This is a genomic window from Halobacterium sp. DL1 (assembly GCA_000230955.3).
Lineage (GTDB): Archaea > Halobacteriota > Halobacteria > Halobacteriales > Halobacteriaceae > Halobacterium.
In genome coordinates, this window is sequence record CP007060.1 from 1,912,886 (window position 1) to 1,937,155 (window position 24,270).

At 68.2% G+C, this 24,270-nt stretch carries 32 protein-coding genes and 1 pseudogene; 18 read left to right on the forward strand and 15 right to left on the reverse strand.

The window, feature by feature from the left end:
* Positions 1-10: 10 nt before the first annotated feature.
* Complete coding sequence (locus HALDL1_11685) at positions 11-571, reverse strand: hypothetical protein (GenBank protein AHG04186.1); 561 nt, start codon at positions 569-571, stop codon at positions 11-13.
* Positions 572-704: 133 nt separating this feature from the next.
* Complete coding sequence (locus HALDL1_11690) at positions 705-1,547, reverse strand: hypothetical protein (GenBank protein ID AHG04187.1); 843 nt, start codon at positions 1,545-1,547, stop codon at positions 705-707.
* Between the two features lie 122 nt (positions 1,548-1,669).
* Here HALDL1_11690 and HALDL1_11695 point away from each other — a divergent pair, with 122 nt between their 5' ends.
* From HALDL1_11695 to HALDL1_11740, 10 genes are all read left to right on the forward strand, one after another.
* Complete coding sequence (locus HALDL1_11695) at positions 1,670-2,656, forward strand: mevalonate kinase (protein ID AHG04188.1); 987 nt, start codon at positions 1,670-1,672, stop codon at positions 2,654-2,656.
* Positions 2,653-3,390: an isopentenyl phosphate kinase gene (locus tag HALDL1_11700; protein ID AHG04189.1), complete on the forward strand. Its 738-nt coding sequence runs from the start codon at positions 2,653-2,655 to the stop codon at positions 3,388-3,390. The genes HALDL1_11695 and HALDL1_11700 overlap by 4 nt, the downstream gene beginning before the upstream one ends.
* Before the next feature lie 216 nt (positions 3,391-3,606).
* The gene (locus tag HALDL1_11705; GenBank protein ID AHG04190.1) at positions 3,607-4,953 is read left to right on the forward strand and encodes a ribonuclease J; all 1,347 of its coding nucleotides are present in this window, start codon (positions 3,607-3,609) and stop codon (positions 4,951-4,953) included.
* Positions 4,954-6,000, forward strand: coding sequence for a phosphoesterase (locus tag HALDL1_11710; protein ID AHG04191.1), 1,047 nt, complete (start codon positions 4,954-4,956; stop codon positions 5,998-6,000). It begins immediately after the preceding gene.
* 208 nt (positions 6,001-6,208) lie between these two features.
* Positions 6,209-7,969, forward strand: coding sequence for a glutamyl-tRNA synthetase (locus HALDL1_11715; GenBank protein AHG04192.1), 1,761 nt, complete (start codon positions 6,209-6,211; stop codon positions 7,967-7,969).
* 79 nt (positions 7,970-8,048) lie between these two features.
* Entirely contained in the window at positions 8,049-8,339 is a 291-nt protein-coding gene (locus HALDL1_11720; GenBank protein ID AHG05315.1) for a hypothetical protein, read from the forward strand.
* On the forward strand, positions 8,336-8,671 hold the full coding sequence (locus HALDL1_11725) for a hypothetical protein (GenBank protein ID AHG05316.1): 336 nt from the start codon (positions 8,336-8,338) through the stop codon (positions 8,669-8,671). The genes HALDL1_11720 and HALDL1_11725 overlap by 4 nt, the downstream gene beginning before the upstream one ends.
* A complete protein-coding gene (locus HALDL1_11730; protein ID AHG05317.1) occupies positions 8,668-8,955 on the forward strand; it encodes a hypothetical protein in 288 nt (95 codons plus the stop codon). The genes HALDL1_11725 and HALDL1_11730 overlap by 4 nt, the downstream gene beginning before the upstream one ends.
* Positions 8,952-9,311 carry a hypothetical protein gene (locus HALDL1_11735; protein ID AHG05318.1) on the forward strand — a complete coding sequence of 120 codons (360 nt, stop codon included), beginning with the start codon at positions 8,952-8,954 and terminating at the stop codon, positions 9,309-9,311. The genes HALDL1_11730 and HALDL1_11735 overlap by 4 nt, the downstream gene beginning before the upstream one ends.
* Positions 9,298-9,846 carry a hypothetical protein gene (locus HALDL1_11740; GenBank protein AHG04193.1) on the forward strand — a complete coding sequence of 183 codons (549 nt, stop codon included), beginning with the start codon at positions 9,298-9,300 and terminating at the stop codon, positions 9,844-9,846. The genes HALDL1_11735 and HALDL1_11740 overlap by 14 nt, the downstream gene beginning before the upstream one ends.
* Positions 9,847-9,858: 12 nt before the next feature.
* Here the strand turns inward: HALDL1_11740 and HALDL1_11745 are convergent, their stop codons facing one another.
* Together HALDL1_11745 and HALDL1_11750 are read right to left on the reverse strand one after the other, a co-directional pair.
* Positions 9,859-10,332, reverse strand: coding sequence for a hypothetical protein (locus HALDL1_11745; protein ID AHG04194.1), 474 nt, complete (start codon positions 10,330-10,332; stop codon positions 9,859-9,861).
* A 24-nt stretch (positions 10,333-10,356) separates the two neighbouring features.
* Positions 10,357-12,591 (reverse strand): tRNA(Met) cytidine acetyltransferase, encoded by a 2,235-nt coding sequence (locus HALDL1_11750; protein AHG04195.1) that lies wholly within the window; start codon positions 12,589-12,591, stop codon positions 10,357-10,359.
* A gap of 204 nt (positions 12,592-12,795) precedes the next feature.
* On the opposite strand from HALDL1_11750, the gene rpl7ae reads away from it, so the two are divergent.
* The 6 genes and pseudogenes from rpl7ae (at position 12,796) to HALDL1_11780 (ending at position 14,986) form a co-directional block, all read left to right on the forward strand.
* Positions 12,796-13,158 carry a 50S ribosomal protein L7 gene (gene rpl7ae / locus HALDL1_11755; protein AHG04196.1) on the forward strand — a complete coding sequence of 121 codons (363 nt, stop codon included), beginning with the start codon at positions 12,796-12,798 and terminating at the stop codon, positions 13,156-13,158.
* Between the two features lie 6 nt (positions 13,159-13,164).
* Positions 13,165-13,389, forward strand: coding sequence for a 30S ribosomal protein S28 (gene rps28e / locus HALDL1_11760; GenBank protein ID AHG04197.1), 225 nt, complete (start codon positions 13,165-13,167; stop codon positions 13,387-13,389).
* Positions 13,389-13,574: a 50S ribosomal protein L24 gene (locus tag HALDL1_11765; protein AHG04198.1), complete on the forward strand. Its 186-nt coding sequence runs from the start codon at positions 13,389-13,391 to the stop codon at positions 13,572-13,574. The genes rps28e and HALDL1_11765 overlap by 1 nt, the downstream gene beginning before the upstream one ends.
* Positions 13,575-13,577: 3 nt before the next feature.
* A complete protein-coding gene (locus HALDL1_11770; protein AHG04199.1) occupies positions 13,578-14,060 on the forward strand; it encodes a nucleoside diphosphate kinase in 483 nt (160 codons plus the stop codon).
* A gap of 44 nt (positions 14,061-14,104) precedes the next feature.
* Positions 14,105-14,678: pseudogene (locus HALDL1_11775) on the forward strand (Appr-1-p processing protein).
* A gap of 32 nt (positions 14,679-14,710) precedes the next feature.
* Complete coding sequence (locus HALDL1_11780; protein AHG05319.1) at positions 14,711-14,986, forward strand: hypothetical protein; 276 nt, start codon at positions 14,711-14,713, stop codon at positions 14,984-14,986.
* A gap of 4 nt (positions 14,987-14,990) precedes the next feature.
* On the opposite strand, the gene HALDL1_11785 is transcribed toward HALDL1_11780, so the two are convergent.
* Genes HALDL1_11785 through HALDL1_11820 form a run of 8 tightly spaced genes read right to left on the reverse strand, consistent with a single transcriptional unit; the run spans position 14,991 to position 20,948 of the window.
* Complete coding sequence (locus tag HALDL1_11785; protein ID AHG04200.1) at positions 14,991-16,052, reverse strand: methionine synthase; 1,062 nt, start codon at positions 16,050-16,052, stop codon at positions 14,991-14,993.
* Positions 16,049-17,038, reverse strand: a complete 990-nt coding sequence (locus HALDL1_11790) for a 5-methyltetrahydropteroyltriglutamate/homocysteine S-methyltransferase (GenBank protein ID AHG04201.1) — start codon at positions 17,036-17,038, stop codon at positions 16,049-16,051. The genes HALDL1_11785 and HALDL1_11790 overlap by 4 nt, the downstream gene beginning before the upstream one ends.
* A 60-nt stretch (positions 17,039-17,098) precedes the next feature.
* Entirely contained in the window at positions 17,099-17,674 is a 576-nt protein-coding gene (locus HALDL1_11795) for a methyltransferase (GenBank protein AHG04202.1), read from the reverse strand.
* Positions 17,667-18,809 carry a small mechanosensitive ion channel protein MscS gene (locus tag HALDL1_11800; protein ID AHG04203.1) on the reverse strand — a complete coding sequence of 381 codons (1,143 nt, stop codon included), beginning with the start codon at positions 18,807-18,809 and terminating at the stop codon, positions 17,667-17,669. The genes HALDL1_11795 and HALDL1_11800 overlap by 8 nt, the downstream gene beginning before the upstream one ends.
* The gene (ksgA, locus tag HALDL1_11805; protein ID AHG04204.1) at positions 18,806-19,645 is read right to left on the reverse strand and encodes a 16S rRNA methyltransferase; all 840 of its coding nucleotides are present in this window, start codon (positions 19,643-19,645) and stop codon (positions 18,806-18,808) included. The genes HALDL1_11800 and ksgA overlap by 4 nt, the downstream gene beginning before the upstream one ends.
* 37 nt (positions 19,646-19,682) lie before the next feature.
* Positions 19,683-20,252: an adenosine deaminase gene (locus HALDL1_11810; GenBank protein ID AHG04205.1), complete on the reverse strand. Its 570-nt coding sequence runs from the start codon at positions 20,250-20,252 to the stop codon at positions 19,683-19,685.
* Positions 20,253-20,293: 41 nt separating this feature from the next.
* Positions 20,294-20,653, reverse strand: coding sequence for a DNA-directed RNA polymerase subunit F (locus HALDL1_11815; GenBank protein AHG04206.1), 360 nt, complete (start codon positions 20,651-20,653; stop codon positions 20,294-20,296).
* A gap of 1 nt (position 20,654) precedes the next feature.
* A complete protein-coding gene (locus HALDL1_11820; GenBank protein AHG04207.1) occupies positions 20,655-20,948 on the reverse strand; it encodes a 50S ribosomal protein L21 in 294 nt (97 codons plus the stop codon).
* A 109-nt stretch (positions 20,949-21,057) separates the two neighbouring features.
* Between HALDL1_11820 and HALDL1_11825 the strand changes: the two genes are divergently transcribed.
* A complete protein-coding gene (locus HALDL1_11825) occupies positions 21,058-22,218 on the forward strand; it encodes a cystathionine beta-lyase (protein ID AHG04208.1) in 1,161 nt (386 codons plus the stop codon).
* Positions 22,219-22,281: 63 nt separating this feature from the next.
* Entirely contained in the window at positions 22,282-22,893 is a 612-nt protein-coding gene (locus tag HALDL1_11830; protein AHG05320.1) for a hypothetical protein, read from the forward strand.
* Positions 22,894-23,147: 254 nt separating this feature from the next.
* On the opposite strand, the gene ef1B is transcribed toward HALDL1_11830, so the two are convergent.
* The 3 genes from ef1B to HALDL1_11845 all read right to left on the reverse strand — a co-directional run bounded on the left by ef1B (position 23,148) and on the right by HALDL1_11845 (position 24,260).
* Positions 23,148-23,414: an effector protein gene (ef1B, locus tag HALDL1_11835; GenBank protein ID AHG04209.1), complete on the reverse strand. Its 267-nt coding sequence runs from the start codon at positions 23,412-23,414 to the stop codon at positions 23,148-23,150.
* A 2-nt stretch (positions 23,415-23,416) separates the two neighbouring features.
* Complete coding sequence (locus HALDL1_11840) at positions 23,417-23,596, reverse strand: RNA-binding protein (protein AHG04210.1); 180 nt, start codon at positions 23,594-23,596, stop codon at positions 23,417-23,419.
* A 94-nt stretch (positions 23,597-23,690) separates the two neighbouring features.
* A complete protein-coding gene (locus HALDL1_11845) occupies positions 23,691-24,260 on the reverse strand; it encodes a hypothetical protein (GenBank protein AHG04211.1) in 570 nt (189 codons plus the stop codon).
* Positions 24,261-24,270 lie beyond the last annotated feature (10 nt).

The following is a 24,270-nucleotide window of genomic DNA, read 5'->3' on the forward strand; positions in this document are numbered from 1 at the left end:
TGGTGCCGGGTCAGTACCCGCCGCCCGCGTCGTCCGTCGTCGTAGTCGTCGAATCCGTCCCGCCAATCTGGGAGCCGTCGGGCGCCAACAGGAGCCATACGCCTCCAACGCCCTGTCCGTTGGTGTCGCCAGGAGCGCTGTCGCCGGCGAAGTAGTACAGCGGTTTACCGGCGGCGGTCACCTGCGTCGACCCGTCGTCGCGTTCTGTCGTGCCCAGTGTCGCGGTCACGCCGCTCACTGCGGTCGGTTCGCCGTCGACTGTAAGCGGCGGCCAGTTGTCCGCACAGCCGTCGTAACAGGTCGACGTGCTGCCCTCGTCCTCCGTGAACAGATAGAGGCTCAGTCCCTCACTGTCCACGAGGACGTCGCCGTACTCGTCAGTCGACCGGACGGCGACGGTGGCGTTCCCGTCCATCGAGTCGGTGGTCGTGGCCGCCGACCCCGTCGTCTCCGTCGCCTGCGCTGTTGTCGTGGTTTCCTGGTCGTTGCCGCCGGTCCCGGTCGTGCAGCCGGCGAGAACTGCCGCCACACTGGCTGCGGAGGCGGTGAGGAATCGTCTGCGGTTCGTCATATCTAGAACTGCGCGCGACTCCGAGAAAGAGATTTACCGAACTCTGTGCAGAAAGTCACCAGAATCTCCGAGAACTGCCAGCGCGTCCCGCTCACTGGCGAGCGGGGGACCGGCGGCCAGCGACCGGCCGTGGCTACCGCGCGACCAGACCGAGGTAGCCGTCGAGGCCCTCGACGAACCGGACGCGGCGGCCGAACCACTCCCGGCCGTCGCCGAGGGGGTGCTGGTGGCGCGCGTCGTCGACGTCCGCACTCAGCAGGACGGTGGCGGGACAGGGCCCGAACTCGGCGACGCGGTCGGCGACGCGGCCGCCGTCCGGTTCACAGAGGACGACGTCCTGGCCGGGGAAGCACGCCAGGTCGCCGTACTCGTCGTCGTAGTCGTACTCCGGGGAGGGGAAGCGGTAGAGGCGCTCGAAGCGGTCGACGGTGCGTTCCATGTCGTCGGTGGCGAGGACGACCCACGCAATTCCGGACACGGGCGACCCGTACAGTTCGCTGTCGGGGACGCGGTACTCGCGGGGCGTGCGGTCGCTGACGACGAACGGGAGGAGGTGTTCGTCGGGCGGCCCGAGGAAGGCGTTGTCCCACTCGACGACCGTGCCGTCGGGGCGTTCGCGGCTCCCGCGGGAGGGGCCGTGGACCTCCACGTCGTGGTCGATGAGCCGCTGACACTCGGCGTGGACGCTGCCGGACTCGACGCACCAGTCGCTGGGGCCGCCCAGGGGGTCGCCGTACTCGAAGAACTCGCCCCACCACGCCGGGTCCGACCGAGTGGGCGCGACGAGTTCGAGGTAGGAGCCGTCCGGGAGGACGAGCGCCGCCATCTCGGTGCCCGCGTCGGGGTGTTCCCCGCCGTAGTCGGGGTCGAACCCCGCCGACTCGAAGCGCTCGACGATGGCGGTCAGGTCGCTGGCGGCGAACGGCACGTGGTCGATGACCGGGCGCATGGTCGCCCGTTCGCCGCCCGTGCACATAAGGTCGGGGCGGAACGGTCCGTTCGAGTGGACTGCTCAGCCCTGCTCGCAGGTGAGCGACCCGCCGCTATCGCTCGCGGTGTTCCGGAACATCTGTTACCTCGGGGGTCACACCGGGAGGTATGCCAACGACTTCGAGTGCGCCGGGGAAGGTGTACCTCTTCGGCGAGCACGCCGTCGTCTACGGGGAGCCGGCGGTGCCCTGCGCCATCGAGCGCCGGGCGACCGTCACCGTCTCCGAACGCGACGACGACCGCCTGCGGGTGTCCGCGGACGCGCTCTCGCTCGACGGATTCACCGTCGAGTACAGCGACTCTGACGACGAGGCGCCGGACGTGAACGTGCCGACGCCGCTCGTCGAGGCGGCGACGGGGTACGTCGACGAGGCAGTGTCGCAGGCGCGGGACGCGGCCGACAGCCAGCACGCGGGCTTCGACGTGGAGATAGTCAGCGAGATTCCCCTCGGCGCGGGCCTCGGGTCGAGCGCGGCCGTCGCGGTAGCGGGTATCGACGCCGCGACGCGGGAACTCGGCGTCGAACTCGACGCACGGGAGGTCGCAGAGCGCGCCTATCAGGTCGAGTACGAGGTCCAGGAGGGACAGGCGTCCCGCGCCGACACGTTCTGCTCGGCGATGGGCGGCGCGGTGCGCGTGGAGGGCGACGACTGCACCACCCTCGAGGCGCCCGACCTGCCGTTCGTCGTGGGCTACGACGGCACCAGCCACGACACCGGCGAGCTGGTCGCGGGCGTGCGCTCGCTCCGCGAGGAGTTCGGCTTCGCGGCGGACACTGTAGAGGCAATCGGTGACCTCGTCCGGGAGGGCGAGCGCGCGCTCGCCGACGGCGACGTCGAGACGCTGGGCCGCCTGATGGACGTCAACCACGGCCTCCTGTCGGCGCTCGGTGTGTCCGCGCGTTCCCTCGAAAACATGGTGTGGGCGGCCCGGGAGAGCGGCGCGCTCGGCGCGAAACTGACTGGCGCCGGCGGCGGCGGGAGCGTCGTCGCGCTTGACCCCGAGGACGGCTCTGAGACCGCTCTCTCGCTCACGCCTGACTGCGAGGAGGCGTTCCGCGCTGCGCTCGCCACGGAGGGCGTGCGCGCAGAATGACGGTCGTCCTGAAACTCGGCGGCAGCGTCGTCACCGAGAAGGAGCGCCGAGAGACGGTCGACGACGAGCGGCTCGCCGACCTGGCGATGGAAGTGGGAGCGGCAGACGTCTCGGACCTCGTCGTGGTCCACGGCGCCGGGAGCTTCGGTCACCCACACGCCGCCGAACACGGCGTCTCTACCAGCGACGGGACGACTGACCCGCAGGCGGTCCGGGACATCGCGGGGACGATGGAGCGCCTGAACACCGCCGTCGTCGGGGCGCTCGCGGAGGCGGGTGTGCCCGCGGTTCCCGTCCACCCGTTCTCCGCCGGGCATCGCGACGCGGCGGCCGACCTCCACCTGCCGACAGCCCACGTCGCCGCGATGCTCGACGAGGGATTCGTCCCGGTGATGCACGGAGATATCCTCGCACACGCGGGCAAGGGCGCGACGATCCTGAGCGGCGACGAACTCGTCACCCACCTCGCCGCGGGTCTGGACGCCGACCGGCTCGGCCTCTGCTCGACGGTTCCCGGCGTCCTCGACCAGTCCGGCGAGGTCGTCCCAACCATCGAGAGCTACGACGACGTCGCGGCGGCCCTCGGCGGCAGCGACGCCACCGACGTCACCGGCGGCATGGCGGCGAAGGTGCGAGCGCTCCTCGACGCGGAGTCGTCCGCCTTCGTCTTCGGCCCGGCGAACCTGGAGGCGTTCCTCGCCGGCGAGGACGCCGGAACGAGAATCGAGGGGTAGGCCCGTCTCGCTCCGTGGGATTGTGGTCGTCTCCCGCGATTTGGGGCCACCGGCAATCCCTGCTGTTTTTAACAACGCGGGTACAACGATGACCAAGAGCAGCGTCGCGGGCGTTCACGCGACGGCGGCTAACGGCCGCAAGATGCCGTAGATCGCCGTCGCCAGTCCGCGGCTGTTTAGAGACGCGCAAGACAGCGGGTTTCAGTGATTCCAACCATGGAAATCGAAATTGCAACCATCGGCGGTTACGAGGAAGTCGGGCGACAGATGACGGCGATCCGAGCGGGTGACGACATCGTCATCTTCGACATGGGCCTCAACCTCTCGCAGGTCCTCATCCACGACAACGTCGAGACCGAGAAGATGCACAGCCTCGACCTTATCGACATGGGCGCCATCCCCGACGACCGGGTGATGAGCGACCTCGAGGGCGACGTGAAGGCCATCGTGCCGACCCACGGCCACCTCGACCACATCGGCGCGCTCTCGAAGCTCGCCCACCGCTACAACGCGCCCATCGTCGCTTCGCCGTTCACCACGGAACTGGTGAAAGGTCAGATCGAGGGCGAACAGAAGTTCGGCGTCGACAACGAACTCGTGAAGATGAGCGCCGGCGAGACGATGCAGATCGGTGACCGCTGCGAACTCGAGTTCGTCCACGTCACGCACTCCATCATCGACGCCATCAACCCCGTCCTCCACACGCCGGAGGGCGCCATCGTCTACGGCCTCGACAAGCGCATCGACCACGACCCTGTCCTCGAGGACCCCATCGACATGAAGCGGTTCCGCGAGATCGGGCGCGAGGACAACGGCGTCCTTTGCTACATCGAGGACTGCACGAACGCCGGCAGGAAGGGCCGCACGCCCTCCGAGAGCGTGGCGCGGCGCCACCTCAAGGACGTGATGCAGAGCGTCGAGGACTACGACGGCGGCATCGTCGCCACGACGTTCTCCAGTCACGTCTCCCGGGTCTCCTCGCTCGTGGAGTTCGCGAAGGACATCGGCCGCGAACCCATCCTGCTCGGCCGCTCGATGGAGCACTACTCGGGCACCGCCGAGCGCATGGGCCGCGTGAACTTCCCGGACGACCTCGGGATGTTCGGCCACCGGAAGTCCGTCGACCGCGCGTTCAAGCGCGTGATGAACGAGGGCAAGGAGAACTTCCTCCCCATCGTCACCGGCCACCAGGGTGAACCCCGCGCGATGCTCACCCGGATGGGTCGCGGCGAGACTCCCTACGACATCGAGGACGGCGACAAGGTCATCTTCTCGGCCCGCGTGATTCCGGAGCCGACCAACGAGGGCCAGCGCTACCAGTCCGAGCGCCTCCTCCAGATGCAGGGCGCCCGCATCTACGACGACATCCACGTGTCGGGCCACCTCCGCGAGGAGGGCCACTACCAGATGCTCCAGGCGCTCCAGCCGCAGAACGTCATCCCCGCCCACCAGGACACGAAAGGGTTCGCGCCGTACACCGACCTCTGCCGGAGCCAGGGCTACAAGCTCGGCCGCGACCTGCACATCACGCAGAACGGCAACACCATCCAGCTCGTCGAGTAGATGTCCCGGAACGCCCGCGAGGAGGCGGTGCTCTCCGCGGTCCGCGAGCGCCGCGAACTGGTCAACGCCGCCATCGACGAGGACCTCCCGCCGAAGCGCCCGGAGCGCCTCTACGAGGCCTCCCGCTACCTCCTGAAGGCCGGCGGGAAGCGCCTCCGACCCGCGATGCTGCTGTTGACCGCCGAGGCCCTCGCCGACGTCGAGGCGGGGGACGCCGACTACCGGGCGTTCCCGGACCTCACGGGTGAGACGGTGGACGTCATGTCGGCCGCCGTCTCCATCGAGGTCATCCAGTCGTTCACGCTCATCCACGACGACATCATGGACGACGACGACCTCCGTCGCGGCGTGCCCGCGGTCCACCAGGAGTACGACACGGAGACCGCCATTCTCGCCGGCGACACGCTCTACTCGAAGGCGTTCGAGATCATGATGCGGACCGGGGCGCCGCCCGAGCGCGGCCTCGGCGCGATGCGGACGCTCGCCGAGACCTGCACCCACATCTGCGAGGGGCAGGCCCTCGACGTCGACTTCGAGACCCGCGACGACGTGGTGCCCGACGAGTACATGGAGATGGTGGAGCTGAAGACCGCGGTGCTGTACGCCGCGGCCGCCAGCATCCCCGCCATCGTGCTCGGCGCCGACGACGACACCGTCGAAGCGCTGTACGAGTACGGCCTGCGGGTCGGGCAGGCGTTCCAGATCCACGACGACGTCCTCGACCTCACGCAGTCCTCCGAGGAACTCGGCAAGCAGCGGGGCTCCGACCTCGTCGAGAACAAGAAGACCGTCATCACCCTCCACGCCCGCGACCAGGGCGTCGACGTCGCGGGCCTCCTCGACGCAACCGACCCGGAGGACGTGACCGACGACGAGATCGAGGACGCGGTCGCCGAACTCGAGGCCGTGGGCAGCATCGAGTACGCCCGCGACCTCGCCGAGGACCTCGTCGCCGAGGGGAAAGACCACCTCGACGTCCTCCCGGACAACGAGGCCCACCGGCGCCTCGAACAGGTCGCGGACTACCTCATCGAGCGGACCTACTAAACGAGGACCTTTTTACTTCGGTGGGTTTCCTCGGTCGCTTCGCTCCCTGCGGGAACCCACCTCGCAAAAAGCTACGCTAAAAACTCCCGCGAGCCTCCGGCTCGCGGTGAAACGCGCGGCGAGGCCGCGCGTATGCCATTCCGCGACAGCGAGTTCAGCTCACGACAAATCCCAACGGATTTGCCTGCCTCGGGCGAACTCAAAACCAATGGACGACGAGATTCGCGAGCGCGTGCGACGAGAGGCCGAGGTGGCGGCCCTCTTCAACGCGCTCAAGCACGACAGCGACGCGCAGGTCGGCGCCATCATGGGGCCGATGATGGGCGAGAATCCCGAGTTCCGCGAGCACGGCGACGAGATTCCGGGCGTCGTCTCGCCGGTCATCGCGGACGTCAACGGGATGGACCGCGAGGAGAAGCGCGAGCGTCTGGGTGAACTCGCGCCCGAGCGCCTCGAGGAACTCGACGCCGAGGACGAGGAGGACGACCAGGTGCTGCCGGACCTCCCGAACGCCGAGGCGTACGACGAGATCCGGATGCGGTGTGCGCCGAACCCGAACGGCCCGTGGCACATCGGCCACTCGCGGATGCCGGCGGTCATCGGGACGTACGCCGAGGAGTACGACGGTGAGTTCATCGTGCGCTTCGACGACACCGACCCGGAGACCAAGCGCCCGCTCCTGTGGGCGTACGACGAGATTCTCGACGAGATAGGGTACCTCGGGTTCGAGCCGGCCGACGTGTACCGCGCCAGCGACCGCCTCGACGTCTACTACGAGCACGCCCGTCAGCTGATCGGGATGGGCGGCGCGTACACGTGTAGCTGTCCGGCCGGGGAGTTCTCCGAGCTGAAGAACGGCGGCGAGGCCTGTCCGCACCGCGAGAAGGACCCGGCCGTCGTCGCCGAGGAGTTCGACGCGATGGTCGACGGCGACTACAACTCCGGGGAGATGGTGCTGCGCGTGAAGACCGACATCGAGCACAAGAACCCCGCGCTCCGGGACTGGGTGGCGTTCCGCATCATCGAGACGCCCCACCCCCGCGAGGAGGCCGCAGCGTACCGCTGCTGGCCGATGCTGGACTTCCAGTCGGGCGTCGACGACCACCTCACTGGCGTCACGCACATCATCCGCGGCATCGACCTGCAGGACTCCGCGAAGCGCCAGCAGTTCGTCTACGACTACTTCGACTGGGAGTACCCCGAGGTCATCCACTGGGGCCACGTGCAGGTCGACGCCTACGACGTGAAGATGTCGACGTCCACCATCGGCGAGCTCATCGACGCGGGCGAACTGGACGGCTGGGACGACCCGCGCGCGCCGACGCTACCGAGCGTCCAACGCCGCGGCATCCGCGGGCAGGCGCTCGTGGACGCGATGACCGAACTGGGGACGTCGACGAGCAACGTCGACCTCGCGATGTCCTCGGTGTACTCGAACAACCGCGACCTGGTGGACGACGAAGCGCCCCGCCAGTTCTTCGTGCGGGACGGCTTCGACGACCGCGGTAGCGGCGCCGAGGAGCAGTTCGACGCCACCGAGGTGCCGCTGTCGGGCGGCCCCGACAGCGCACACCCGCTCGTCCACCCCGACCACGAGGACCGCGGAGAGCGGAACATCCCGGTCGGCGACGCCGTCCTCGTCGAGGAGCGCGACCTCCCAGCGGCCGGCGACCGACTCTGGCTGAAGGGGTACGGGCCGGTCGAGTTCGACGGCGACGAATTCGACTACCTCGACGAGGCCGACATCGACGTTGTGCGCGAGGAGGGCGTGGACGTGGTCCACTGGGTGCCCGCCACGGAGAACGTCCGCGTGCGGATGCGCACCCCGAACGGCGACGTCTCCGGCTACGCGGAACCCGGGTTCTCCGACGTCGACCCCGACGCTGTGGTGCAGTTCGTGCGCGTCGGCTTCGCGCGCTGCGACCGCCACGACGACGCGGAGTCGGTAGCCTACTACGCCCACCCGTAGGCTCCCGTCGGCGGGACTCTTCGTTCGGCTGACACTGTCTAGCAGGAACTACTTTGATGGTGGCCCCGCGTGACCGGGTATGGTTCAACAGTCGCTCGTCGAGGGACTCTCGGTGGTGGGGCTCTCGATGTCCCTGCCGCTGTTCGCGGTGGCGGTCAGACAGTTCTACGGGTCCGCGTTCGGCAACGTGCTCGCTGCGATCGCGGTGACAGTGGCTCTCGGTCTCGCGAGCACGCTCGTCGGATCGGCGCCCATCCCGGCGCCTACCGCCCGAGCCATCGTCCTGGTGCTCCTGGGTGCCGCCGCGGCGCTTTCGACGGCGAGCGCCGTGCAACTGGTCCGGATGACGAGTGGCCGGTGTTCGCTATGAGCGAGGCGTTCGACCTCCTCCTCGTCGCCGAGTCAATCGTCATCGCCGCGTCCGGCAGTGTCGTCGCGGTCACTGCGGCGACCAACCGCGACGTCGTGCTCTACCCGTACGCACTGGTTCTTGCGGGGATGGGTCTCGTCGTCGGCGGAGCGGCGACGGTGCTCGCCGTCGACGCGACGGCGGCACACGACGCGTTCGTGCTGGCTGCCGCCGTCCCGTTCTGTCTCGCGGGGTGGCGCATTGCGACAGACGCCGTGACCAGGAGCGACCACGGCCCCTACGTATCGCCCCGAGACACGGCAAGCGACGGCTTCGGAGGTGAGCGGGAGTGAACGTCTTCGACGTCCTCCTCTACCTCCAGGCTGGATTCATGTTCGCCGCCCTCCCGCTCAGCCTCATCGCCGCGTACGGGTTCCGCGGGACGCCGTGGGGCCGCGTGCTCGCACCGCTTCCCGTCATGGAACTCGCGTTCGCCGCCGCGCTCGCCATCACCATCCTCGGGGGTAGCGGAGACTGGCTGGTCGTCGAGATGGTCGCCTACGGCGTCGGCGTCGTCTCCGTCAGTCTGGTCGCCTTCCGCCTCGCTCGCATCGTGAGTGGAGGTGCCCGGGCGTGAACGTCGTGGAAGCAGCGTACACGGGGATGTCGGCACTGCTGGTGCTCTCCGCCGCAGTGCTCATCTACCCGGCGGCCCGCGGGTTCCAGGTGCTGGTCTACCGGCGTGCCGTACTGTATCTCGGGACGAGCGTCGTGCTGTTCGTCGGTGGGTGGGTCGGGGCCGACCTCCTCTACTTCGGGCTGGTCGGCTCCCGGGCGCCGTACGTCGTCTCGTTCGTCGTGCTGACCGCGGCGGCCGCACTCCACTTCGTGGCAGTCTGGCTGTTCGTCCGCGACTTCGTCGACATCGAACCCGGGTCCATCAGCATCGAGACAAGTGACGTCGAGGGGGGATTCGCCGATGACGCCGAGTGAGGGCGAACTCCGTCCGGAGACACCGGGGGAACTCGACGGCGTCGCGGCGGGCGAGCAGGCGCTCGTCGCGCTCCCGGGGACGAAGTTCAAGTACGAGATGCTCCCCGAACGCGCCTTCGAGAACCTCCTGGTGGTGTCCATTGGCCGGAGTCCGACGCAGATAGAGCGGGCCCTCGAACAGCGCGGCGTCCCCACGCGGAACGTCGGCGTCGTCCCCATCACCGGGTCGTCCGTCAACTACGAGGGACCGATGTGGACGTCGAACCGCGTGAGTCCGATGGACTTCACGGGTATCAGCATCGAGTTCAACCGCGGGTTCGGCCACCTGAAACCCGGTACCGGGTGGGTGCTCGTGGACAGCGTGAGCATCCTGTTGATGTACGCGGAGGTGAACCGGGTCTACCGCCTGCTGGACTCCATCGTCGGCACGTGTCGCACCCGCGACGTCACTGGCGTGTACACCGTCGACGGCAACGCGGTGACGCCGGAGACGCTGAACCGGTTCCGGGGGCTGTTCGACGAGTTCGTGGAGTGACGGGCGCCGACGCTACGCGAACTGCACCCACACCATCACGGCGAGGATGGCGACAGTGAGCACGAGTTGCATCGCAGAGGACGCGAGCACGCCGACCGTGGCGTACGCTGCGCGGCGCGCGCTCTCCTCGACGTCCCGGTCCTCGTACAGTTCGAGTGCGAAGACGGTGCCCGCCACGCCGACGAGCAGACCGATGGGGCCGGTCGGAATCATCAACGCGAACCCGACGATTCCCGCGGCGATGGCGGTCTTCGTGTCGGTCCCGCCGGCGCGGGCCCCGACGAACCCCGCGAGCCAGTCGACGGCCACGGCGAGCAGCGCGACGAGTACGAGACCGGCGAGCAACAGCGGGCCCGGTCGGCCGGTCTGCCACCAGTAGACGAGGACACCGGCGAGCGAGAGGAGACCACTTGGCAGCAGCGGGAGCACACTCCCGACGACGCCGAGGGCCAGCAACACGAACGCGAGCGCGACGAGCACCTCCATGTCCGCTCGTTCGGCCGTCTGCCCCTAATCCTCGTCGGTGAATCGGGCCAGTTCGGCGCGCGCCGCGTCGTCGCCGTACGCGACGACGAGCGGCCGGAGCGCGTCGCCGAGGGCGCGCATCGCCTGCCCCGTCGAGTGGAAGCCGAGTTCCGCGACGACGTCGCTCCACGGGCGGGCCTGCAGGAGTTTTCGTACGAGCAGGCGCTCCTCGCTTGCGGAGAGCAGGGCGGCGTCGCCGGCGACGAGGTGGTAGCGGGCGAGGCGCCGGAACGGTCCGGGGTCGACGCTGTACATCCCGGGACCGTGCGCGGCGCCCGCGACGACCCGCCACTCGTCGGCCGAGAGGTCGAGGCCGGGGTCGGCGTCGCACGCACGCAGCGCCGCTCGCGCGACGTCCGTGTCGAGGTCCCGCAGTGGGTCGGAGAGCACGCTCGCGCTCCGCCGGGCGAACCAGGCCGCGTGGCGGTCGTGGAGCGCGCGGCCGGCGTCGGTGAGCGGTGCGAGCATCACCGCGGAGTACTCGCCGCTGGTGTCGTTGCGCGTCGTCGAGAGGTGGACCGTCGAGTAGCCGTTGTCGGCCCAGAACGACAGCAGTTCCGGGGTGGCGCCGTAGCCCACGCCGAGCCAGTCTGCTTCACCCTCGAACTCCCCGCGGACCGCCGAGAGGAGCCGCGAACCGAGGCCGCGCTCGCGGACCGCGTGGTGGGTGGCGATGCGCATCACGCGCCAGCCGACGGGGACGGCGGCGTCCTCGTCGCGCAACTGGCTGGTGAGCACATCCGGAATCATGTTCCCCTTGACGCGTTCGCCCTCGTACATCGCCGTCCGCAGGCCGGTGTCGAGGCCGCCTTCGCGGGCGAGCAGCGCGACGCTCACGACGTGGCCGTCGTGGACGAGCGCGCGGACGGCGAGGTTCGGGGCGTCCAGCAGGCGCGCGAGGTCGTTCGGCTCGGTCCTGTAGTGGGCGTAGACGAGCAGGCCGAACGTCTCCCGGAGCAGGTGGTCGTCCGCGAGCAGTGCCTCTGGAGAGAACGCTTCGTACGCCGCGTCGTCGACTGAGGCGTCGGTGACGAGCGGGTCGACGGCGGGCCGCGCGTCGAGCAGGAGCGCGCGGAACGCCCACGTCTCTACCGGGTCGCCCGCAGCGTACCGGATGGGGTCGACGAGCGCCACCTCCGTCACCTCGTGGGCGCTGTCGTCGAGTCGGTCCCGGAACCGGACGTCGAAGCCGCGGCCCGCACCCTCGTAGCCGTGGACCGTGGTCGTGAACGCGAGTCGCTCGCAGTCGAGCAGCGCTTCGAGCAGTCGGACCGGAATGGCTGCCGCTTCGTCGGCGAACACCGCGTCCGGGTCGCCCGGAAGTTCGGCCGCTACTGGGGGTTTCTCGAACCTGATTCGTCCGCCCGAATCGGTTTCGATGGTGTCGCCATCACCCCGGAGGGCGTCGAGTTCGCCGAGCAGTTCCCGGGCACGGGCGAACAGTTCGTCCGTGCTCCGGCGACCCGGGGCGGTGACGAGCACGTCCATCCCGTCGCGGGCGAGGCAGGCGGCTGCGAGGCCCGCGACGCTGGATTTGCCGCGGCCGCGGTCGGCCTCCGCGACGACGGCTGCCGGGACCTCGGCGAGTTCTTCGAAAGTCGTCAGAGCGCTCATCTGGTCGCCCGTGAGGCAGGCCTCGTACGCTTCACGGGGGAAGGCTGCGGCGTCGGGCGGGTCCGGACGTGGTTCGGCGAGCTGGGGGGCGGGGTCGGTCAGTCCGTCGCGTTCGAGCCGGTTCTCGTCCACGTCGTAGATGGCGATACCGGGATGTGCGCGCAGTGTGGCGACGAGGCGTCGTCGGAAGTTCCCCGCGACGTCGTCGACGCCGAACGGCGGCACCGCCAGCCCCTCGTCGAAGGCGTCGCGGCGCTCCGGCCAGTCGTCGAGTGCGGGGGCGAGGAGTACGAGGAGGCCGCCGCCGTCCACTGCGCCGACGACGCGGCCGAGCGCGTTCGGGCGGCAGTCCGGGTGGGCGTCGAAGACGACGGCGCTCCGTGTGGTGCCCAGCAGGCGGTCGGCGTTCCGCGGGGCCACCTGCTCGCAGGCGAGGGCGTCCCGCGTCGACACCAGGGTCGTGCCCCCGAGCGGAATCGGGAGTTCCTCGAGGAGCGTGCTGGCGGCGTCCAGGCCCGCCTCGCGGTCGCCGGCGAGGACGAGCAGGCGTCGCTCGTCGGCCGACCGGGCCTCCCGGAGCAGTGCCCGCGCAGCGTCGACGTTCATCGACCCCTGCTTCGGGGAGGCGGGGGAAGGGCGTTTCGTCCGGCGTGTCTCGCCGTCGCACGGCGACGTGCTTTGAAAGCGCTTTTAACTGAGGGACCCGGATGAGTAGGATACAGCCTGTGGAGGGTCGATGATGCTCCTAGCCGTCAGGGATTCCGAACCGGCAGGGGAGCGCAAGCCCGTCCGCGGGAAGGTGAACAACATATGCCAGTGTACGTTGACTACGACGTTCCAGCCGACCTCCAGGAGCGAGCCCTCGAAGCGCTCGAAGTGGCTCGTGACACAGGAACAGTAAAGAAGGGAACCAACGAGACGACCAAGGCCGTCGAGCGCGGCAACGCCTCGCTCGTCTACGTCGCCGAGGACGTCTCTCCCGAAGAGATCGTGATGCACCTGCCCGAACTCGCCGACGAGAAGGGCATCGGCGTGACGTTCGTCGAGACGCAGGACGAACTCGGCAACGCCGCCGGCCTCGAAGTCGGCAGCGCCGCCGCGGCCATCGTGGACGCCGGCGACGCCGAGGACGACGTCGAGGACATCGCGCAGAAGATCGAGGACCTCCAGTAACCAGCAATGAGTGCAGAGGAATCTGAAGAGGGCGCCACGCCCGCCGAAGTCATCGAAGTCGTCGGCAAGACCGGGATGCACGGCGAGGCGATGCAGGTGAAGTGCCGCATACAGGAGGGCTCGAACCAGGGCCGCATCATCACGCGGAACGTCCTGGGCCCCGTCCGAGTGGGGGACGTCCTCCAGCTCAAGGAAACCGCCCGCGAGGCGGACTCCATCGGTGGTCAGTAATGGTTCAGACTCGAACGTGTGACTACTGTGGCGCCGACATCGAGCCCGGTACGGGCACGATGTTCGTCCACAACGACGGGAGCACAGTGCACTTCTGTTCGTCGAAGTGCGAGAAGAACGCCGACCTCGGCCGCGAGCCACGCGACGTGGAGTGGACCGAGGAAGAACAGGAAGTCGAGGACTGACAGATGAGCCACCACGACGAACGCACCTTCGTGATGGTCAAGCCCGACGGCGTCCAGCGCGGTCTCATCGGCGACGTCGTCTCCCGGCTCGAGGACAAGGGCCTGAAGATGGTGGGCGGCAAGTTCATGCAGATCGACGAGGAGCTCGCCCACGAGCACTACGCCGAGCACGAGGACAAGCCGTTCTTCGACGGGCTCGTCGAGTTCATCACCTCCGGACCCGTCTTCGCGATGGTCTGGGAGGGCGCGGACGCCACGCGGCAGGTCCGCCAGATGATGGGCGCGACGGACGCCCAGGAGGCCGCTCCGGGCACCATCCGCGGCGACTACGGCAACGACCTCGGCCACAACCTCATCCACGGGAGCGACCACGAGGACGAGGGCGCCAACGAGCGCGAGATCGGGCTCTTCTTCGACGAGGACGAACTCGTCGACTGGGAGCTCAGTACCGCCTCGTGGGTGTACGAGGACGCCGACGACCACTAGCGACGCCGACCTTTTTCGTCGCGCAGTTAGAACTTCGAGTAGCCATGCAGTTCAGCGTCGACCAGGGCGACATCGCCGCACAGAAAGCGGACGCGCTCGTGAACGCCGCGGGGACGAGCCTCGAGATGGGGTCGGGCGTCGAGGGCGCACTCCGCCGGGGCGCCGGCCCCGAAATCAACGAGGAGGCGACGTCGAAGGGTCCAGTGGACCTCGGCGAGGTCGCGGTGACAGACGCCTACGACCTCGACGTTCGGAAATCGTGGAGCGATTTCCGCAGCCCATCAGAAATCAGGGATTTCTGAGGACGCGGAGTACGTCATTCACGCGGCCGCGATGCCCCACTACGGCGACGGAGAAGCCACCGCGGAGAGCATCAGAGCGGCCACCCGGAACGCCCTCGCGGCCGCCGACGAGCGTGGTTGTGAGTCACTCGTGATTCCGGCCCTCGGCTGTGGCGTCGCGGGGTTCGACCTGACTGAGGGGGCCCGCATCATCCCCGAGGAGATTCTGGAGTTCGACCCCGATTCGCTCCGTGACGTCCGCTTCATCGCCTACGCCGACGACGAGTACGATACCGTCGGGCGCGTCGCGAGCGAGGTCCGCGAGCGCTCGGGCTAGGGTTTCTTCCGGCGGCGGAGCGACCGCCCCGTATGGACTGTATCGTCTGCAACAAGACGGGGCCGATCTACCGGCTCGTCGACGGTGACGCGATCGGCATCTGCGAGCAGTGCGTCGCCGAGCACGTGCCCGCCGACATCGACAACGCGACGTGTCTCTACTGCGGCCAGCCGGGCGACTACGACCTCGTGGAGTTCGTCGGCGCCGTGACGGCCGCTGGCGAGGAGTCCCAGGAGGAGTACGAACGGGTGACTGACGACGTCGTCTGCAGGAGCCACCTAGAAAAACTGCGCCGGGAGGACGCCTGAGGCGTCAGTCGTCGGCGGGCGCGGCCGCCGAGACGTCGATGTTCCCCTCGTCGAGGTCGGCCTCGACGTTGCGGGCGGCGGTGACGAGGTTCGCCATCTTCTCGTAGGCGACCTCACGGGGGAGGAGTTTCACGCCGCAGTCAGGGCTGACGGTGAGCCGCTCGGGCGGCACGACCTCCAGGCCCTTCCGGATGTTCGCCTCGATCTGTTCGACGGATTCGACCTCGGCGACGTGGGCGTCGACGACGCCGAGCGCGAGATCCTTGGTGAAGTCGGGGTCCTTGAAGACGTCTAGCTGCTCGTAGTCGCCGTTGGCGAGTTCGAGGTCGAACTCGTCGACCGGGAACTCCAGAATCTCCGGGTAGATGCGGGAGTAGTCGCCGTAGCAGACGTGGAGACCGATGCGGACGTCCTCGGGAATCCCGTCGGCGATGCGTTCGAGGCAGCCGCCGACGATGGCGTGGTCGTCCGGCGTGGTCGCGAGGGCGGGTTCGTCGATCTGGATGTAGCGGGCGCCCGCCTCGACGAGTTTCTCGATCTCCTCGTTGACGAGGTCCGCGAGGTCGTAGGCGAGGGCCTCGTCGTCGTCGTAGGCCTCGTTGAAACTCCAGTTGGCGAGCGTGTACGGCCCCGTGATGGGGACCTTCACCGGGCGCTCGGCGACGCTCGCGGTGAACTCGTACTCGTCGACGAGCCACGACTCGTCGTACTCGACGTCGCTGACGACGCTGGGCTTGTCGAAGTAGTTGTGGCCCCACACCTTCACGGGGCCGTTGAACTCGTAGCCGTCGATGCGGTGGGCGAAGAACTCCACCATCTCGTTGCGCCGCATCTCGCCGTCCACGACGACGTCGAGGCCCGCGCGCTCGTGCTCCTCGGTGATGAGGCGAGCGGCGTCGTCGGTGGCTTCGGCCCACTCGTCGTCGCCGAAGTCGGCGTCCGGGTCCTCCCAGAGGTCCTTCGCGCGGTCGAGCCACTTCGGCTTCGGGTAGGAGCCGACGACGGTGGTCAGCAGGAAGTGGTCGTTCGCGTGGCCCTCGGGGCGGAACTGGTCGCGGTTGCTCATGCTTCCACCTCCGGGGCGACGGCCTGCCCGAGCGCGGCGAGTTTCTCCTCGAAGCGGTTGACGGGCAGGTAGAACAGTTCGGTGTTCGACGTGACGTAGACGTCGTCGAAGTCGCCGGGGACGGCGTCCTGGAACCAGTCGATGCGTTCCCGGATGGTCTCCGGTGACTCGACGAGCGTGTTCTGGCCGTCGACGACGCCGAGGGCGACGGAGTCCTTGGTGCCGTACTCGGCCACGTTGTAGACGTTGTCGTCGTGGTTCGAGACGAGGTCGTAGCCAATTGCGTCGACGTCCGCGTCGAGCAGGTGGGCGTGGACCTTCTCCTCGAGGGCGCCCCAGTAGGAGTGGGCGACGACATCCGCGTCGGCGGCCCTGGCTACCTCGTCGATGGCTTCGCTGGCGCGCTCGTCGGCGCCCTCACCGGGCGGATTCGTCACGAGCGAGGGTTCGAGGACGAACACCGTCTCGACGGCATCCGGGAACGCCTCGACCTCGCCGGCGAGGAACTCCGCGACGGCGGCGAGGAACTCCTCGTCGTCGCCGTAGTGCTCGTCGGTCGCGAGGTCCGCCAGCGAGTACGGGCCGGGGACGACGGCCTGCAGGTCGTCGGTGAGGTCGGCCGCTGCGTCGAGGTCTGCGGCGATGTCCCCGGAGAAGTCCAGGTCGCCCTGCACGACGGGGTCGCGGTAGAAGTTGTTGTTGTCGTAGTAGCGGACGATGCCGCCGGCCTCCACGTTCTCGTGGACGGTGAGCGGGTGGGCGAGCATGTCGTCCCAGCGGGCCTGGCCTTCGACGACGCGGTCGAGGCCGGCGTCCTGCTGGGCGCCCACGAGTTCCTCGCGGACGTCGTCGTACGTGGATTCGATGGCGGGGTCCTCGTCGCCGCTGACGAGGTCGTGTTTCTGGTGGCCCTTCAGGTCCGACAGCCGCTCCTTGGCGTCGTCGGGGAGGGGGTAGAGGCCGAGAGTCGTGGCGATTCGGGTCATCTACCCGACGGTATGCGATACCCGCGTTTAATATTTTCCATCAAGAAATATTCCCGTAGGTTATTTCTTCAGCTTGAGGACGGTCAACGTCTCGAACGGGTAGGACTCCTCGCGGATGGCGGCCGCCGAGAACCCGGCGTCACCGGCGTACTCGACGACCTCCTCGACGCCCGTCAGCGTGCTCACGAGCAGCAGAACCACGCCGCCGGGGGCGAGCACGCGGCCGACCGCGTCGAGGAACGGTTCGACGACCTCGCGACCGCTCTCGCCGCCCGACAGCGCGACCTCCATCCAGTCGTCGCGCTCGGCGGCATCGTCCCGGGGGAGGTAGGGCGGGTTGAACAGCACGGCGTCGAATGCGTCGTCGCGGAACGCCGAGAGCAGGTCGGCACGAACGACGGGGACGCCGCGGTCGAACGCCTGCCGGCAGGCGAACGGGTTGAGGTCCGACCCGACAACGCTGGCGCCCGTCTCGTCGGCGACGGTGGCGGCGACGTAGCCCGACCCGGTACCGACCTCGAGCACGCGGGCCCGCGCGTCGACGTCGTCGACGGCAGCTTCCGCGAGCAGCAGCGAGTCCTCGGCGGGCTGGTAGACCTCCGTCTCGGCGCCGCGGCGGTCCGCCAGGTCAGTCATCCTCGGGTTCCGGCGCGTCCACTTTCGACTGCGGGTTCGCGTCCGTCCGCGTCTCTTCCGGGGGTTGCTCTCGCACGCGGAAGCCGCCGGTCTCTGCGCGCCCCGAAACCTCCCGCTGCGGGAACGGGATCTTCACGCCCTCCTCGTCGAAGGCCGACTTCACCGACGTGATGACCGCGGTCTGGGCGCGCCAGCGGCGGCGGGCGCTCGGCTTGTCGATCCAGAACCGGAGGTCGAGCAGCACCGAGGAGGACTCGAACTCCCTGACGACGACCTGCGGGCGCGGTACGGTGAGGATGTCGTCGAGGTCGCTCATCGACTCCTTGGCGACCTCCCTCGCGAACTCGATGTCGTTGCTGTAGTCGACGCCGACCTCGACGTGGATGCGGAGGCGGCCCTTCCGCGAGCGGTTGACCACTTCGTTTGACCCGACGTAGTCGTTGGGGAGCATCACGTACTCGCCGTCGAACGTCTGGAGTCGCGTGTTGACGATGGTGATGTCGGTGACGATGCCGTCGTTGTCCCCGATCTTCACCCAGTCACCGATCTCGAACGGTCGGGAGAACATCAACACGAGCCCCGCGATGACCGCGCCCAGCGTCTGCCGGGCGGCCATGCCGAGCACGATACCCGCGAACCCGGCCCCGATGAGCAGGCCGCCGAGCTGGATGCCCCAGAACCCGAGTATCACCACCAGCGCGAGTACGTAGACGGAGATCTGGAGGATTCGGTACGTGATCTCTGCCTGGTGGTCGGTGATGCCGTCGGTCCGCTTCATGAACCGCTCGACCGTGCGGTGGACGACGCCGGTACCGACGTAGACGGCCACGAAGAAGCCAACCGTGACCATCACCCGGACGAGCGTCTGGGCGTGTCCTTCGAGGATGCTCAACTGCTCGGTGGCGGCGGCTTCGAGTCCCCAGACGACCACCACCACGCCAGCGGCGGCCGCGAGTGCGGCGAGCGACGCGAAGACGGCGACGACGCGGGTCACCCGCGACGGCCGCCGGTCGACCTCGCGGTGGGCCAGCGCGATGACGAGGAAGGGGACGGCGACCGCCACCGTCGACGCCACCAGCCGTTCGATGGAGGAGAGGTCGGTGAGCAACGCGTCCATCGCCGTCAGCCAGTTCACGACGACCCACCTCGTTTGACGCCGAGAGCGACGTTCGCCAGCGCGGCGAACGCCGACGGCGAGAGGTTGCCGGGTCGCTGCCCGAGCACGTCCTCGTCGACGGCCGCGACGACCGCGTCCGGGTCCGAAAGCCCGGAGATGTGGCCGGTGTTGCGGATGGCGTTGCGCACCGTCTTGCGGCGCTGCGTGAACAGCGCCTTCACGAAGTCGAAGAAGAACGACTCGTCCTCGACCACGTAGTCGGGGTCACGGGGCGTCAGCCGCACCACCGCGCTCTGCACGCGGGGCTGGGGGTCGAACGCCTCCGGTGGGACCGTCTCGACCACCTCGACGTCCGCGTAGTGCTGGGTCGTCACAGAGAGGCGGCCGTAGTCGCTCGTTCCCGACTCGGCGGCCATCCGGTCCGCGAACTCCCGCTGGTACATCAACACCAGGGGCTGCCCGAGCGGGAGCAGTCGGAACGTCGTCTCGCTCGAGACGCCGTAGGGCAGGTTCGAGACAGAACAGCTGAACTCGGGGAGGTCGACCTTGAGGACGTCCCCCTCGAGAACGGTGAGCCGGTCGGCGGCTAGCTCGTCGGCGAACTCCTCGCGGAGGAACGCAGCGTAGTCCGCGTCGCGCTCGACGGCGGTCACGTGGTCGGCGACGGCGAGCAGGCGGTCGGTGAGGGCGCCGGTGCCCGCACCGATTTCCAGGACGTGCGAGCGGTCGAACCCCTCCGCGTACGTCGGAATCCGGTCGAGGACGCGGTCGTCGACCAGGAAATGCTGGTCGAACTCGGGGTTGGGACGACCGGCTCTGCGGATCAGGGCATCCGGGTCCCGGGGGTCAGTCATTGCCGGGTGTAACCCCCGGTGGTTCCTAAAGGCTCCCCTACGAGCGCGCGAAGTTGTGGTACTTCAGGTCGTCCTCCTGCATCTCGTCGAGGATCCGTTCGATGATGATCTCTCGCGGGCTGTGGAGGCCGTCGACGCGCTCCTCGAGGTCCGCGAAGCTCTCGAAGGGGCCGCTGCGCTTGCGCTCGTCGAGAATGTTGTCCCGGAGTTTGTCCCCGATGCCGGGCAGCAGGTTGAGCTGGTGGAGCCGGAGCGAAATCGGCTGGGCCTCGTTGTAGAAGTCGACGAACCGCTGTTCGTCCTCGTCGACGATGTCCTCGACGACGTAGTCCAGTTCCGAGCGGGCACCGTCCGAGAGGTCGCCGTAGTCCACCTCGCGGCCGCGCTTGATGCCCTCCTCGAAGTCCGGGCGGATCTTCACGCGGTCGAGGATGGAGATGTCTGCGTCCTCCGACAGATTCAGTTCGTAGAGCGTGAACCGGTCGACGGAGACCGCGTAGGCGAGAGATCCGTCGCTGTAGTCGCGGCCGCCGTCTGAGCGGCCGTGGGCGAGGTAATCGAGGACGACGGCGAGCTCCTCGTCGTCCGTCGAAGGCGTATCACTCATACGAATGGGTACGCCTAGCCGACACTTAAACGGTCGGCAACTCAGGCGTACTTCGCAACGACGTCGAGAATCTCGTCGAGTTCGTCGCCGTCGAGCGCGTAGCGCTCCTGGGCGAACACCGCGCGGAGTTCCGTGCGCGTCCGGGGGAGGAGGTCGACGATCTTGTACGCGACTGCCTCGTCGCCGATGCTCTCCAGTTCGAGGAGTTCGTCGACGAACTCCCGGGCCTCCTCGGGTTCGAGCACCGCGAACCGGTTGACGTGCTCGACGGCCCGTGCGAGTTCGAAGCGGAGCTCGCGGTTCTCGTCAAGCGCGCGCTCGGCCTCGACCTCCGAGAGCAGCTCCTTGGCCTCCGAGATGGTGAGGAACTCCTCGTCGAGGGTCTCCTTGAAGATCGTCATGTCAGTCGTCCTGCGCGCGGAGGTGTGCCGCCTTGGCGATGACGGTCTTGTCCTTGCCGCCGTCGTTGATTGCGACCTTGAACGCGCGTCCCTGCTTGCCGGTGACGGTGCCGGTGAGACCGTCGAAACGCGGGTGGAAACGCCCGTCGGAGACGCTGGGGTCGGTCTTCAGGTGGACCTTCTGGCCCTCGTCGAACTCGGCGATGGCGCGCTGGGGCGGGGAGGTCCCCCGGTCGCGGGGGCTGTTCGAGAGCTTCTTTCGGGTGCTGTTGAGGGGTCCGTTGGAACTCGGCATGGTCGTATGGAGTGGTGTACTGGCGTCGCGGTTATAAAACGCACGTTACGAAGCGGGTTCGTCTCCGGCAACGAACAGACCTAACTCGCGGGCCCACACACCTGCACCCATGACTGACGACGAGGAACACATCGACACGCGAGCCATCCACGCCGGCCAGGAGCCCGACGAGGACACGGGCGCGCTGATGACGCCCATCTTCGCGAACTCCACGTACGTCCAGGACGGGCCGGGCAACCACCGCGGCTACGAGTACAGCCGCACCGGCAACCCGACGCGGACGGACCTCGAGGAGAACCTCGCGAGCCTCGAGGGCGGGGAGTTCGGGCGCTGTTTCTCCTCGGGGATGGGCGCCATCAACACCGTCCTGAACCTCCTCGAGGCGGGCGACCACGTGGTCGCGGGCGACGACGTCTACGGCGGCACTCACCGCATCTTCACGCAGGTGTACGAGGAGTACGACGTCTCCTTCGACTTCGTCGACACCACCGACCACGACGCCGTGCGGGCGGCGATGGGCGAGGAAACGGAACTCGTCTGGGTCGAGACGCCGACGAACCCCCTGATGAACGTCAACGACATCGGCGCGCTCGCGGAGATCGCCCACGAGTACGACGCGCTCTGCGCGGTCGACAACACGTTCGCCACGCCGTACCTCCAGCGTCCCCTGGAGTTCGGCGCGGACGTCGTCTGCCACAGTCTCACGAAGTACCTCGGCGGCCACTCGGACCTCGTCGCTGGCGCGCTCGTCACAAACGACGCGGACCTCGACGAACGCCTCGGCTTCTACCAGAATTCCGTCGGCGCCACGCCGTCGCCGTTCGACTGCTTCCTCGTGCTCCGCGGGACGAAGAGCCTGGGCGTACGGATGGACCGCCACTGCGAGAACGCCAGCGTTCTCGCCCACTGGCTCGACGGCCACGACCACGTCGACGAGGTGTACTACCCTGGTCTCGAGAGCCACCCGCACCACGACCTCGCTGCCGAGCAGATGGACGACTTCGGCGGGATGGTCTCCTTCGAACTCGACGCCACGCTCGAGGAGGCCAGCGAGTTCGTCGCCGCCACGGAGGTGTTCACCCTCGCGGAGAGCCTCGGCGGCGTCGAGTCACTCATCGAACAGCCCGCGGCGATGACCCACGCCGCGATTCCGAAGGAGGAGCGCGAGGCCGCCGGACTCACGGACGGACTCATCCGCGCGAGCGTCGGCATCGAACACGTCGAAGACCTGGAGGCCGACCTCGAACAGGCGATGGACGCGACGCTCTGAGGCGCTCAAACGCTCGTTTCACTCCCGAGAAAGCGTTTATCCCAGAGCCACGTTCGGACAGCTATGGAGCGCCGAACCCTCCTCGGAACGCTCGCCGCGACGGCGTTCGCTGGCTGCACCGGCTACGCCACCGCACCCGTAGGTAAGGACACGACCACCGAAGACGAGACGACCACCGACGGCGGCTGGTTCCCGTACCAGATTGAAGACGTACGGACCGACGACCCACCGGCCGACGACGTCACCATCGAGGTAACCGTAGAACGGCACTTCACCGTCGACCACCCGGCGATGCTCCGCGTCGCGTTCACGAACGAGGCCGACGAGGCACGCGAGTTCGCGTTCGGGTCGCTCGTCCCGTGGGACGGCCTCTTGGGCCAGCACGAGGACGGGACAAGTTCGCTCCTTCTGTCGCCGGGGGATTCAGTCGTTCCGGACGAACCCGACGAGAACTGCTGGCAGGCGACCGACGGCATCGCCCTCCCCGCGGTGATGCGGACCGAGACCCTCGACCCTGGCGGGACCGTCGCCGCTGACTTCAACGTGCTCGCTGCTCACGACAGCCACGACTGCATCCAGACCGGGAGCTACCGCTTCGAGGACGGGAACTACCTCGACGAGGGGTGGGGGTTCGACGTGCAAATCGTCGCCATCGTCGAGGAGGAGAACGAATAGCGACACAGCCGGTGGTGACTAGCGGTCGCCGACCGAGCGGTTCGAAGAACCCGAGGGAGGCGATTTCCCGTCAACGCTGCGCGCTGACGACATCACGCTCGCTGTGCTCGCGTGACCACCGCGCGAGCGCAGTGAGCGCGGGTCGACGACTGAACGGAACGCTCGAAGAGCGTGAAGTGAAGGAGGAGTGCTTTTTCCGCAAGTTTTTGCCGAGCGGGGTGGCCTCCGGCCACCCCCGCAAAGCAGAGACGTGCTTAAATGCGGCCGACTTCCTCGACGGCGACGGACTCGACGGTGTCGACGTTCGAGAACGCCTCCTCGACGGCTTCCGTGCCGCCGGCGTCGTCGGGGACGATGACGGTGGTGAGCAGGGCGGTGAGGCCGAAGGCGACCTCCTCCTCCTCGGTGCCGTTGATCTTCGCGCCCTCGGGGAGGGACTCCGAGAGTCTCTCCCGGAGGTCATCGAGGTCGATCTCGGGGCTCTCGGGCATGACCTTGAGAATGGCGGCGACCTTCCCCATGGTTACGGCCCTCGGAACCCGCAGTCGGGGCACTCGTAGAGGTTGCTCTGCTTGCGGCACTTCGAGCAGCGGTAGATCTGGAAGCCGCAGTCCGGGCATTTGAACGCGGCTGCGGTGGTGCCGGAGATGTTGATGCCACAGGAGACGCACTTTCGCGCCCGCTTGGCTTCGCTTTCGCTCATACCCCGACTATGCGCCCGGATGCATTTTAACCATTGTCTTTCGGCGTCGCCAGCGCGGATAGAACGAAATCCCACTGAGTGGCTTCGTGAGGGCTCAGCTCCCGGGAAGGATGTCACCCAGGGCGGCGCCGATGGCCATCGGGGCGAACGCGACGGCCACAGTACAGACCGCGACCCAGGGGTCGGCCCAGTCGACGCGGCCCCACCCCGTGAGGAGGAGGGTTGCGGTGACCGTGGAGACGCCGAGGACGCCCACGAGGCGACGCGGGACGAAGCCGAAGAACGGGTCCGAGACGCGGACGTCCTGGAAGCGGGCGATGTAGAGCACGCCGTAGACGATGAGGACGGTGGCGACGAGGCTTCCCGCGAGGTTGAGGACGTGTTCGGCGACGAACGCGCCGGCTTCGTTGGTGCCCCCCTCGACGGCCATCGGGATGCCGAACAGCAGACTACCGAGGGCCGCTTCGGCGGTGTCGTGGCGGTCGAAGCCGTAGATGACCTGCCCGAAGGTCCGGCCCTCATCCTGCATTTCGCCGGCGAGTTCCTTGACCGCGTCCAGGCGGGCCTGGGCGTCCGGTTCGTCGACGATCTCGTCGAGATCCTCGAGTTCGTCGAAGAGGTCGGACATGTCCGGCGGGTCGTCCTCGTCGCGCGAACGGCTCATGGGCGGGCCG